At 75.2% G+C, this 11733-nt stretch carries 9 protein-coding genes; 2 read left to right on the top strand and 7 right to left on the bottom strand.

Going from position 1 to position 11733, the window contains the following annotated elements; translation table 11 throughout:
- Positions 1–49: 49 nt before the first annotated feature.
- Together ACIPPM_RS19605 and ACIPPM_RS19610 are read left to right on the top strand one after the other, a co-directional pair.
- Positions 50–559: a hypothetical protein gene (locus tag ACIPPM_RS19605; protein ID WP_401449256.1), complete on the top strand. Its 510-nt coding sequence runs from the start codon at positions 50–52 to the stop codon at positions 557–559.
- An 8-nt stretch (positions 560–567) separates the two neighbouring features.
- Positions 568–4926 (top strand): HAD-IC family P-type ATPase, encoded by a 4359-nt coding sequence (locus tag ACIPPM_RS19610; protein WP_401449259.1) that lies wholly within the window; start codon positions 568–570, stop codon positions 4924–4926.
- Here ACIPPM_RS19610 and ACIPPM_RS19615 read toward each other — a convergent pair.
- The 7 genes from ACIPPM_RS19615 to ACIPPM_RS19645 form a co-directional block, all read right to left on the bottom strand.
- Positions 4923–6269 carry a nucleobase:cation symporter-2 family protein gene (locus ACIPPM_RS19615; RefSeq protein WP_401449262.1) on the bottom strand — a complete coding sequence of 449 codons (1347 nt, stop codon included), beginning with the start codon at positions 6267–6269 and terminating at the stop codon, positions 4923–4925. The two genes, ACIPPM_RS19610 and ACIPPM_RS19615, sit on opposite strands and share 4 nt — an antisense overlap.
- Positions 6270–6408: 139 nt before the next feature.
- Entirely contained in the window at positions 6409–7749 is a 1341-nt protein-coding gene (locus ACIPPM_RS19620; protein ID WP_401449265.1) for an FAD-dependent oxidoreductase, read from the bottom strand.
- A gap of 96 nt (positions 7750–7845) precedes the next feature.
- Entirely contained in the window at positions 7846–8562 is a 717-nt protein-coding gene (locus ACIPPM_RS19625; protein ID WP_401449268.1) for a TetR/AcrR family transcriptional regulator, read from the bottom strand.
- 114 nt (positions 8563–8676) lie between these two features.
- A complete protein-coding gene (locus ACIPPM_RS19630) occupies positions 8677–9387 on the bottom strand; it encodes an HAD family hydrolase (protein ID WP_401449271.1) in 711 nt (236 codons plus the stop codon).
- Positions 9388–9396: 9 nt separating this feature from the next.
- Positions 9397–10050, bottom strand: coding sequence for a phosphatase PAP2 family protein (locus ACIPPM_RS19635; protein WP_401449274.1), 654 nt, complete (start codon positions 10048–10050; stop codon positions 9397–9399).
- Positions 10051–10120: 70 nt separating this feature from the next.
- Positions 10121–11053, bottom strand: a complete 933-nt coding sequence (locus ACIPPM_RS19640; RefSeq protein WP_401449277.1) for a M56 family metallopeptidase — start codon at positions 11051–11053, stop codon at positions 10121–10123.
- An 84-nt stretch (positions 11054–11137) separates the two neighbouring features.
- Positions 11138–11683, bottom strand: coding sequence for a DUF5134 domain-containing protein (locus tag ACIPPM_RS19645; RefSeq protein ID WP_401449279.1), 546 nt, complete (start codon positions 11681–11683; stop codon positions 11138–11140).
- Positions 11684–11733 lie beyond the last annotated feature (50 nt).

Raw genomic sequence — 11733 nt, forward strand, 5'->3', positions numbered from 1 at the left:
TTCCGGGCACCGGGTGGGGCACGGCAGGCGATCTCGCCCGAGGAGAGTCATGGCTGAGCACACGACGTCGTCCGTCCTCACCGCGCCCATGCGCGGCGTCGCCTCCGTCCTGAGCAAGGTGCCGGGCGCGTCGGTCGTCTCCCGGGCGGCCCAGGACACGCTGGACATTGTCGGCGTGATCTCCCCCCGAGGGCGGCGGCTCGCGGTGTACACCGGGGCGGGCGTGCTCGGCGTCGCCGGGGTGGTGGAGTGGCCCGTGGCGCTCGCCGGAGCCGCCATCGCGTGGCTGACCCAGCCCAGCCCGCCGCTCGTGACCACGGTGACCGAGACCACGGAGGTGGTGGTCGAGGAACCCGCCCCCGCCGACGAGGCCGAGGTGGGCGAGGCGGCCCTGCGGACCGGGCACCACGACGCCCCCGGCCCCGTGAAGGCCACCGACACCGGGACCGCGCACCCGGAGCCCACGCCCAAGAAGCACGGCAAGAAGTCCGGCAAGCAGCCCAAGGGCGCCACCGGGCAACTCGGGCCCACCGCCCGCCCCGAACGCACCAGCCTCTGACGGCCGGAATGGTCCTCCACCTGCTCACCACGCCCACGGCCGCCGCCCGCCTGCCCCGGCTCCTCGCGGCGGCCGCCGCACCCCTGATCGGCGCGGCGGCGGGAGCCGCAGCGGGCACCGCACGCGCGGGCGTACGCGGCGCGGACGCGGCCGTACGCGTGACCCGGGTCGCCCGCACCGCGCTGCCCGGCGGCCCCGGCCACTGGCGGGCCGGGGCCCGGCTCCACCTCCCGCTGCGCACCGCCGAACCGGACCGGGTGCGGGGCGCGGGCGGCCGCGCCCACCTGGCCCGCCGGATCGCGGCGGCGCTCGCCGACCGGCCCGACGTGCTCCTCGCCTACTGGGACGAGGGCCTCGCCCGCCTGGTCGTGACCATGACCGAGGACGCCGTCAGCGACCGGGTGGTGGACCGCGCGGCCGAACTCGCCGTACGCGACGGGCTGCTCGTGCGCGGCGGTGACCCCGAGGAACACGTCCACCCCGCCGACCCGGCGGGCGTGCGGGCCGCCGCCGTCACCCTCGGCGTCGACCTGATCGGCATCGGCGGCGCCCTCACCGGCTACCTCCTGCGGCTGCCCCCCACGCCCCGCGCGGTCACCGCCTGCGTCACCCTGCTGCGGGAGAACCCCCGCGTCCGCGCCCTGCTGCGCGCCCGCCTCGGCGCCGCCCGCATGGATCTCCTGCTGGCCAGTGCCAACGCGATCGTGCACGCCGCCGGGCAGACCCCCACCTCGCTCGTCCTCGACGGCACCCTGCGCTCCCTCCAGCTCACCGAGACCATGGCCCGCGCCGCCGCCTTCGACTCCCTCCACGACGAACTGTGCGGACCCGAACGCGTCAGCGTCGCCCCCACCGACGCCCCGCGCCCCCCGCTGCGCGAGTCCCCGGCCCAGGTGTACGCCGCCCACGCCTCCGCGGGCAGCGTGCTCGGCGCGCTGGCCGCGCTGCTGGTCAAACGGAACCTGAACTCCGCCGCCGAGGCCGCCCTGTCCGGCTCGCCCAAGGCCGCCCGGTACGCCCCGGCCGCCTTCCACGCCGTACTCGGCACCGCCCTCGCCCGCGCCGACGTGCTGGTCCGCGACCCGGAACGGCTCAGACAGCTGGAGATGGCCGGAACCCTCCTGCTGCACCCGAGCGCGCTGCGCACCGACGAGGGGCTGCCCGACCCGTGGACCGAGGCCGTGCTCGACGCGGCCCGCCGCGCCCGGCTGCGCGTCGTCCTCGTCGACGACCCCGCCCTGGAGGACTTCGTCGCGCTCGCCGATCAAGTGGTGGACGCGAGACGGCCGTTGGACGACGTCGTACACGCCCTGCGGGGCGAACTGGACGCCGCCCGCACGGAGGACGAGGAGGACGCCGACGAACGCGTCGTCATCACCGTCGCCCGGCCGCGTGCCCTCGCGGAGAGCGACGTACTGGCCGGACTCGAGGCCACCGACATCGCCATCGCGCTCACCGACCAGGAGGGCGCCGTCATCTGGGGCGCCGACATCCTCGCCCCGCACGGACTGCCCGACGTGTGGCGGCTGCTCACCGCCATCCCCGCCGCCCGCTCCGTCGGCAGCCGGGGCCAGGTCCTGGCCCGCTCCGGCGCCGCGCTCTCCGGCCTCCTGGTGGCCATCGGCGAGGCCCGCCGCGGCCGCGGACGCCGCTCCGTGCTGCCCGGCCTGCGGCACGCCCCCGTCGACACCGGCGCGCTCACCGCCCTCGCGTACGGCGTCTGGGCCGCCCTCGGAGTGGCCGCCGCCCGCGCCCCGCACCCGCATGCCCGCGTGCGCTGGCACGAACTCGACCCCGACGAGGCGGTGGAACGGCTCGACCGCGAGGCGGGCCCCGGACCCGGCCCGGTGGAACGGGCCGCCACCCGCGCCCGCGAGACGGCGGGCCGGATCGCCCGGGTGCCCGCGTTCGCCCCGGCCCGCCTCACCTGGCAGCTCGGCCGGGCCGTACGCGGCGAACTCGACGACCCGCTCACCCCGGTGCTGGCGGTCGGCTCCGCCGCCTCCGCGATCCTCGGCTCCGTCGTGGACGCCCTGCTCGTGGTCGGAGCCCTGGATCTGAACGCGCTCGTCGGCGGTGTCCAGCGGCTGCGCGCCGAGCGGGCCCTGTCCGGGCTGCACGCCGAACAGCAGCGCAAGGCGCGGGTCGCGCCCCCGCCGGAGGAGGCCCCCGCGGGCGGCACCCGCACCGTGGACGCCGGACAACTGCTGCCCGGCGACGTGATCGAGCTGAAGGGCGACGACGTCGTCCCCGCCGACGCCCGGCTGCTCTGGCAGGACGGCCTGGAGGTGGACGAGTCCGCGCTGACCGGCGAGTCCCTGCCGGTGCACAAGCACATCGGGGCCACCCCGCACGCGGCCGTCGCCGACCGGCGCTGCATGGTCTTCGAGGGCACCACCGTGGTGGCGGGCACCGCCCACGCCGTCGTCGTCGACACCGGCGAACGCACCGAGGCCGCCCGTGCCGTCCACCTCGCCGCCCGCACGCCCCCGGCCGCCGGGGTGCAGGCCCGGCTCCAGGAACTCACCCGCAAGGCACTGCCGTTGACCCTGGCCGGTGGCGCGGCCGTGACCGGGCTCGCCCTGCTTCGCGGCACCCCGGTGCGCGAGGCGGTCAGCGGTGGCGTGGCCGTCGCGGTCGCCGCCGTGCCCGAGGGGCTGCCGCTGGTCGCCACCGTCGCCCAGCTCGCCGCCGCCCGCCGACTGAGCCGCGACGGCGTCCTGGTCCGCACCCCGCGCACCCTGGAAGCTCTCGGCCGCGTCGACACCATCTGCTTCGACAAGACCGGGACCCTCACCGAGAACCGGCTCCGGGTCGTCCGGGTGACCGACGCCGAGGGCATCGAGTGGGCGGCCGGTGACGCGGGCGAGGCGGGCCCCGCCGCGACCCTGCGCCGCGCGGCCCGCGCCTGCCCCCGCGTCAACGGCGGCTCCGGACGCCCGGTGCACGCCACCGACGAGGCCGTCATCCACGCCGCCGCGCCCGACCCCGGCTGGACCCAGCTCGGCGGCCTCTCCTTCGAGGCCGCGCGGGGCTACGCGGCCGCCGTGGGCCGGGAGGGCGACGGCCCCCGCACCCTGGTCGTCAAGGGCGCCCCCGAGACCGTGCTGCCCGGCTGCGCCGACCTGTCCGACCGCGCCGACGACTCCGCCCACTCCCTCGCCGGAGCCGGACTGCGCGTCCTGGCGGTGGCCATGCGGCGCCTCGACGAGGGCGAGACGGAGTCCGACGCCCTCCAAGAACCGCTGCACGGACTGCGGTTCACCGGCCTGCTGGCCCTCTCCGACGTCCCCCGCGAGACCTCCGAGGCGCTGGTACGCGGCCTCTACGAGGAGGGCGTACGGCCTGTCATGCTCACCGGCGACCACCCGCAGACCGCCCGCGCCATCGCCCGCGAACTCGGCTGGCCCGAGGACACCGAGGTGGTCACCGGCGACGAACTGGCCGCCGCCGACCGGCGTACCCGCGCCCGGATGCTCCGGGACGCCGGGGTCGTGGCCCGTGTCGCACCCGAGCAGAAACTCCAGGTCGTGGAGGCGCTCCGGGACGCGGGCCGGGTGGTCGGCATGGTCGGCGACGGCGCCAACGACGCCGCCGCGATCCGCGCCGCCGACATCGGCGTCGGCATCAGCGCACGGGGCTCGGCCGCCGCGCGCAACGCCGCCGACATCGTCCTCACCGACGACGACCTGACCGTCCTCATCGACGCCATCGGCGAAGGACGTTCGCTCTGGCACAGCGTCGCCGACGCCATCGCCATCCTCATCGGCGGCAACGCGGGCGAGGTCGGCTTCGGCATCCTCGGCACCCTGCTCTCCGGCACCGCCCCGCTGTCCACCCGGCAGATGCTGCTGGTGAACCTCTTCACCGACCTGTTCCCGGCCATGGCGGTGGCGGTGACCCCGAAGGACGGCGACGACACCGAGGTACGCGGCCGGACCGCGTCCCCCGAGGACGCGGCGGGCGGAGTCCTCGGCGCCCCGCTGATCCGGCAGATCCGGCACCGCGCCCTGACCACCGCGCTCGGCGCCATCACCGCCTGGCTCATCGGCCGCTTCACCCCCGGCACCGCCCGCCGCGCCAGCACCATGGCCCTGTGCGGCGTGGTCGGCACCCAGCTCGTCCAGACCCTCCTGGACCGCCGCGACAGCAACCTGGTCCGGGTCACCGCCCTCGGCTCCGCGGCGGCCCTCGTGGCCGTCATCCAGACCCCCGGCATCAGCCGCCTGGTCGACTGCGTCCCACTGGGCCCGATGGCCTGGGCAGGAGTCGCCCTGGCCATCGCACTCGCCCTGGCGGGCCAGCGCACCCTGCCCCGGCTGGAGGAGATCGTGGCGGGACTGGTGCCTACGGAGGAGCGGAGCTAGGGGGTGTCGGCGAGCGCGGGCGCCTCCTCGGGCTTCCGGCCGGGCAGGTGGTTGAACAGCAGGTTCAGTGCGATCGCCGTCAGGCAGCCCGCGCTGATGCCGCTGTTCATGACGGTCTGGAACCAGTCGGGGAACTTCGCGTACACCGTGGGCACGCCCACCGGGAGCATGCCGACCGCGACCGAGACGGCCACGACGGTGAGGTTGTGGTTGTCCCGGAAGTCGACGGAGGCCAGGGTGCGCAGACCGCTCGCCGCGACCGTTCCGAACATCACCAGGCCCGCCCCGCCGAGCACCGGCGCCGGGACGGCGGCCACCATGGCACCCAGCTTGGGCAGCAGGCCGAGGAGGACGAGCAGGGCGCCCGCGGCGGCGACCACCCAGCGGCTGCGCACCCGCGTCATGCCGACCAGGCCGACGTTCTGGGCGTACGCCGTGTAGGGGAAGGTGTTGAACACGCCGCCCAGCACGGTCGAGAGGCCGTCCGCGCGGAGCCCGTCAGCCAGGGAACGCGGCTCGATCTTCCGGCCGGTCAGCTCGCCCACCGCGATCAGGTCACCGGTGGTCTCCGTCATCGTCACCAACGCCACCACCAGCATGGACACGATCGCGGACACCCGGAACTCCGGTGCCCCGAAGTGGAACGGGGTGCTGATGCCCACCCAGTCCGCGTCCGCGACCCCGCCGAAGTCCGTGAAGCCGAGCGGCACCGCCACGGCCAGGCCCACCACGATGCCGGTCAGCACGGCCACGCGCGCCAGGAAGGCCGGGGCGAAGCGCTGCACGCCCAGCACCACCGCCAGCACGAACGCGGCCAGCGCCAGGTTCCGGGGCGCCCCGAAGTCCTTCGCGCCCACCCCGCCCGCCGCCCAGTTGCCCGCGACCGGCAGCAGGGAGACGCCGATGATCAGGATGACGGTGCCCGTGACCAGCGGCGGGAAGAACCGCAGCAGCCGGCCGAAGACCGGCGCCAGCAGCATGATCGCCAGCCCCCCGACGATCACCGAGCCGTAGATCGCGGGCAGCCCGCCGCCGCCGCCCGTCGTACCGATCAGCACCATCGGGGACACGGCCGCGAAGGTGCACCCCTGCATGATCGGCAGCCGCACGCCGAACCGCCAGCAGCCGACGCACTGGATCAGCGTCGCCACCCCGCACACCAGCAGGTCGGCGGTGATCAGATACGCCAGGTCGGCGGGGGAGAGGCGCAGCGCGCCGCCCACGATCAGCGGGACCGCCACGGCGCCCGCGTACATGGCCAGCACATGCTGGAGCCCGAAGGCCGCGAGCTGCCGTACCGGGGGTATCTCGTCGACGGGGTGCGTTTCGGCGGTCGTGGCCATGGGGCCTCCTGCGGCGGCGGGCGGGGAGCGGGAACCGGACTGCACGCGACCGTAGGGGCCTTGAACAGTTTGTTGATTTCCGGTGCGTTGCCGCCGTGTGTCATGCCCACGCAAGTGGGGGCGGACACCGCCCGCCGCGCTACTCCGACCGCGCCGCCGCCCACAGCGCGTCCCAGTCCGACAGCTTGACCGGATTCCGGCCCAGGCTCGCGCCCAGCTCCGCCTCGGCCCGCTCGATCGCCAGCCACCCCGGCCACGCCACCGGGTCCGCGCCCGCCGCCCGCAGCCCCGGAAGCGGGTCCTCCGGGACCGTCCGGGACTCCAGCGCGGGCGCGTCCTCCAGCAGCGAGGTCACCGTCTCCTTGGCGCAGGAGCGGTTGCTGCCGATGACGCCGGTCGGGCCGCGCTTGATCCACCCGGCCACGTACTCGCCGGGCACGGGGACGCCGTCGTCCAGCACCCGGCCCGCCAGATGCGGCACCATCCCGGTCACCGGGTCGGACGGCAGCCCCTCCGGCGGCATCCCGCGATACCCAACCGAGCGCAGCACCAACTGCGCCGGAACGTCCTCGTACACACCCGTGCCCCGCACCCCGCCCTGCCCGTCCGGCTCGGTCCGCTCGAAGCGCACCCCGCCCACCCGGCCGTCCGACTCCAGCACCTCCACCGGGCGCAGGAAGAACCGGAGGTCGATCGTGCGGTCGGTGTCCGGGGGAGAGACGGCGGCCCAGTCGCGCAGCACCTCGGCGTTGCGCCGCTGGGCGCCGGGCAGCGCCGGCAGGTCCGCGAACGCCGGATCGAGCGCCAGTTCCGCCGGGTCGACGCAGACCCCGACGCCCGGCAGACCGCCCAGTTCACGCAGCTCCTTGGTGGTGAACCTGGCCTGCGTGGGACCACGCCGCCCGGCCATCAGCACCTCGTCGACCCCGCCCCCGGTCAGCAGCTCCAGCGCCGCCTGCGGCATGTCCGTCCCGTGCAGCTCGGCCGCGCCGCGCATCAGCATCCGCGTGACGTCCACGGCCACGTTGCCGACCCCGATGACCACCGCCGAGCGCACGTCGCGCAGGAAACCCTCGTCGGCCGCGTCCGGATGCGCGCTGTACCAGGACACGAACTCCGACGCCGACCAGCTGCCCGGCAGCTCCTCGCCCGGAATGTCCAGCGGACGTCCCGACGCCGCGCCCACGCAGTACACCACCGCGTGGTACAGCTCCCGCAGCCGGTCCACCGGCACCCCGTCCGGGCCGCCCACCCCGACACCGCCCAGGAACCGGACCCGGTCGTGCTCCAGAACCGTCCGCAGGCTGCCCTGGAGCGACTTGATCTTCTCGTGGTCCGGGGCGACGCCGTAACGCACCAGCCCGAACGGGGCCGGGAGCCGGTCCAGTACGTCCACGTGCACGTCGGGGTGGCGCTCCACCAGGTTCTGCGCGGTGTAGCACCCGCTCGGTCCGGAGCCGACGACGGCGACCCGCAGCACGGCGTACTCCTCACCCCGTGGGCAACGGGAGACAGCCCTGACGGCTCCAGCATGGCACCGCGCGCCGGTGTCGGCAGGGGCTGGCGCGCCGTCGGGTTAATCGCCCCGCTCGTCCGTCCGGCGCTCCGCTCGGCTCTGCGTCCGCCGGTCCGCCCGCCGCTCGTCCGTGGCGAAGAACCGGGACAGGTCCCCCCGGCCGGGCCCGTCGTCGTCCGGATCGCTCCCCGGCGATACGCCGAGCGTGCCGTCGAGCCCGTACCGCTCGAACAGCTCCGCGCGCAGGACGGGGATCGGCATCGGCACGCCCGGCACCAGTGCCGCGTACACCGCGCCCATCAGCAGCGCCCGGAGCATCGGGTAGCCGGCCGTGTCGTCGTCCGCGGCGCAGCGGGCGACCGTGTCGCCGAGGAGTTCGGACAGGCGCCGCTGCTCCGGGCACTGCACGAACCCCTCCTCGTGCAGCAGACCCGCCATGTGCTGGCGCATGAGCACCGGCCGCTCCCGCGCGAGGCCCAGGATCGCGTCGATGGCGCGGGCCAGCCGCTCCCGGCCGTCCTCGGTACGCGGCTCCCGCTCCAGCGCCTCCTCCAGTGTGCGGTGCATCAGCCGGTGCACGGCGGACTGGACCAGCTGGCGCTTGCCGGGGAAGTAGTACGAGACCAGTCCACGCGCCGATCCGGCGCGGTCCGCGATGTCGCCCAGGGTGGTCGCCTCGAACCCGCGCTCGTCCACCAGTTCGACCGCCGCCTGGAGGAGCCGCTCGCGCGAACGCCGCCGCAGCTCTTCATTGACCGAGGCGCTGCGCGGGGACATTACGGAACTCCTGCGTTGACTGGCTGTCAGCCAACTATACTCAAGGCGTGAGGCGCCGCATCGCGCGGGGCCCTTTCAGTGCTGCCGTTCGTCTGAGCGTCGCGGGGGAGCGCCTCAGGCGGACGGCAGCCGTGTTTTCGGCAGCAGGTCCAGTACGGGCAGCAGGGCGTCCGGGCGTGCGTCCACCGGCAGATGGTCCACGAAGTGCACCCGGCAGCCGATCGCGGCCGCGCCGCCGTCCTTCGCCCGGTCGTCCCCGACCATCAGCGTCCGCCTCGGCTCGACCCCCAACTCCGCGCAGGCCAGGGCGAACAGCCCCGCGTCCGGCTTCCGCATCCCGTGCTCGTACGACAGCACGTACGCGTCCACGTAGGGGTCGAGCCCGTGCTCCCGGAAGACCGGCCGCAGGTCCCAGCCGATGTTGCTGACGATGCCGACGGCGACCCCGCGCTCGCGCAGTTCCTGGAGGACAGGCAGCGCGTCGGGATACGGGGCCCACGCGGCGGGCGCCATGTGCCGGTCGTACAGCGCGTCATACAGGTCGTCCACGGGCAACGGCACCTGCCGGGCCAGCCCGGTGTACGCGGCCCGGTGCGCCGCGGCGTCGCGGTCCCGCTCGGCCCACGCCCCGGCCAACTCCTCGGGTACGGAACTCGGTTCAGCGCCGCCGGACAACGCGCCCACCTCGTCCAACGCGTTTGCCACGGAACGGAATCGCGGCTCGCTCAGCGTGGTGCCCGTCACCGCGAGGGCGGCCCGGAGCCAGGACTCGGTGGACTCCGCACGGCACAGCGTGCCCGAGAAGTCGAACAGCACGGCGGTCATGCGCGGACCCTACTCCTGGGGCCCCCGGTGTCGCTCGTGGACCAGTACCGCACCGGCCACCAGCGAGGCCCCGAACAGCCAGCCGCCCAGCACGTCCGAGAACCAGTGCACCCCCAGCCACACCCGTGTGACACCGACGCCCACCACCGAGACGACTGCCACCGCGACCGCGCCGTACCACCGCGCCCCGCGAACCCCGTGACGGTGGATCAGCCACAGCAGCAGCCCGCACACCACGGTGGCCGTCATGACATGCCCCGACGGGAACGCGGCGTACCGCGCGCTGTCCACGGGGTCCGGCCACACCGGGCGCGGCCGCCCGACGCCCGCCTTCACCGCCTGCTGCACCACCGCCGCCACCGCGCAGGTGAGCACCAGCCACAGCGCCGTCCACCACGCGGCCGTACGCCACAACAACCACAGCGCGACCCCCACGCACAGCAGACGCATCGTCACCGGGTCCCACACCCAGTCGGTCAGCACCCGGAAGACCTGCGTGAGACCCCGCTCCCGCACGGCCCAGCGGTGGGTGCTGCGGGCGATGTCCTCGTCGAGGGTGAGGAGGGGCCCCCACTCGACGGCGACCAGGGTGAGCAGCAGCGCGGAGGACAGGGTGAGGACGGTGGCGGTGAGGAGTGCGGTACGGGGGGTTCGGTGGTGCATGGGGCGATCCTCGTCGATGAGGGCCGTGCGGGCCGTCATCCGGCGCGTCGCCCGCTCGGGACGGCCGCCCTCAGTGCAGCGCCCGCAGCCCCGGCACGAGGGCGACCAGCACCGGGAGTACGGGTACCAGCGCGGCCGTGGCCGTCAGGCGCAGGCGCTGGGGGACCGGGAGACGGGGCGGCGCGGTCAGGAGGCGGTCCACGCGTCGGGGGAGCTGGGAGTGCGGCGTGGGGGAGGGGCCGAACACGCCCCGGTCCTCGTTGAGGTCGACCAGGGCGAGGGCGGTGGTGATGCGGCCGAAGCGACGGGACGCGGTGTCGTCGGCGGCCAGTTCGACCAGTCGGTGCATCTCGTCGCGGAAGGCGGCGAAGACCGGGACCTGGGGGAAGCCGCCCGCCAGCGCGGCCGAGCAGTGCAGCAGCCAGTCGTGACGGAAGCGGGCGTGGTCCTGTTCGTGGGCGAGCAGGGCGTCGAGGCGGCTGCCCTTGAGGCGGTGGAGGGCGGCCGTGGTGACGACGAGTCGGGGGGTGGCGCCGGGGAGCCAGTACGCGTCGGGGCGGTCGCCTTCCAGGACCACCAGCCGTCCGCCCGGTTCCTCGCCCGGCAACAGGGGCGCCCGCTGCAGGAGTTCGGCCCGCCGCACCCGGCGCCCGCGCCGCGCGTGCAGCACCTCGCCGACCAGCATCGTCAGACTCCACAGCCCCGCGCAGGCGAGCGCCACGGCGGTCGGCGCGGCCCACGGACCGGCCGCGCCGAGGGCGTACGCCTCGACGACCCCGTGCGGAGCCCCGCTGAACAACTGCCCGCGCACCGCCTGCCAGGCTGCCGCCGCGCTCAGCGTCATCGACAGGGCGCAGCAGAGCAGTACGGCGGCCACCACGCACTGCCAGGCCCACAGCGCCACCACCGGCTCCCGGTCCGGCCAGTCGGCCCGGGTCAGCAGACGCGGGGCGGCGACGGAGGTCAGGATGCCGAGCAGCAGCAGTGCCACGGGGACCATCATGGGCAGCACCCTACGAGCACCGGACCGCCCGCCGGTGCCGAAGTGACGCAGGCAACTCCCGCGCCCTGCACACCGCTTGAGGTGTCACATCGTCAGCAGCATCGCCAGCATGCCGATCCCCATCGACAACCGGCACACCCGGGACAGCTCGGGCCGGTCACCCCATCGCACCGCACCCGGCCCGCCCCGCACGGTGACGGGCACCAGACGGGCGCCGGTCAGCAGGACGTAGCCGGTGAAGTAGAGCAGCAGCGCGCCCGTCAGCCAGGCCGGGCCCGAACCGCCCGTGTGGTGGTGGGGAGTCGGGGCCGCTGCCATGAGTACGGCCATGTACACCATCGCCGTACTGCCCAGCAGATGGTGCAGATGGTGGGCGCTCCGCCGCGCCGGCCACAGCGCGCGCAGCGCGGCCAGCCCGAACACCGCGGCGTACAGCGGCCACACCCAGCGCGGCGGGGCGAACACCGCGGCCGGTATCGCCATCGCCGCCATCCCGAAGCCCATCAGCGCCTCGCCGCCCGCCGCACGGCGCTGCTCCTCGACGCCGCTGCGCATCCGCAGCAGACAGTAGGCGCCGGTCGCCGCGCACAGCGCGACCAGCAGCCAGGCCGGTGACACCGGACCGTGCACGCGCACCACCCCCGTTCGACGCTCGGTCGAGGGATGCGATGCCCACGACA

The organism is Streptomyces sp. NPDC090119, assembly GCF_044747085.1.
GTDB lineage: Bacteria > Actinomycetota > Actinomycetes > Streptomycetales > Streptomycetaceae > Streptomyces.

What these genes read in the sequence shown, in the direction of transcription:
- ACIPPM_RS19605 (WP_401449256.1), top strand. Translation starts at nt 50, where the DNA reads ATGGCTGAGCACACGACGTCGTCCGTCCTCACCGCGCCCATGCGCGGC.
- ACIPPM_RS19610 (WP_401449259.1), top strand. Translation starts at nt 568, where the DNA reads ATGGTCCTCCACCTGCTCACCACGCCCACGGCCGCCGCCCGCCTGCCC.
- ACIPPM_RS19615 (WP_401449262.1), bottom strand. Translation starts at nt 6,269, where the DNA reads ATGGCCACGACCGCCGAAACGCACCCCGTCGACGAGATACCCCCGGTA.
- ACIPPM_RS19625 (WP_401449268.1), bottom strand. Translation starts at nt 8,562, where the DNA reads ATGTCCCCGCGCAGCGCCTCGGTCAATGAAGAGCTGCGGCGGCGTTCG.
- ACIPPM_RS19630 (WP_401449271.1), bottom strand. Translation starts at nt 9,387, where the DNA reads ATGACCGCCGTGCTGTTCGACTTCTCGGGCACGCTGTGCCGTGCGGAG.
- ACIPPM_RS19635 (WP_401449274.1), bottom strand. Translation starts at nt 10,050, where the DNA reads ATGCACCACCGAACCCCCCGTACCGCACTCCTCACCGCCACCGTCCTC.
- ACIPPM_RS19640 (WP_401449277.1), bottom strand. Translation starts at nt 11,053, where the DNA reads ATGATGGTCCCCGTGGCACTGCTGCTGCTCGGCATCCTGACCTCCGTC.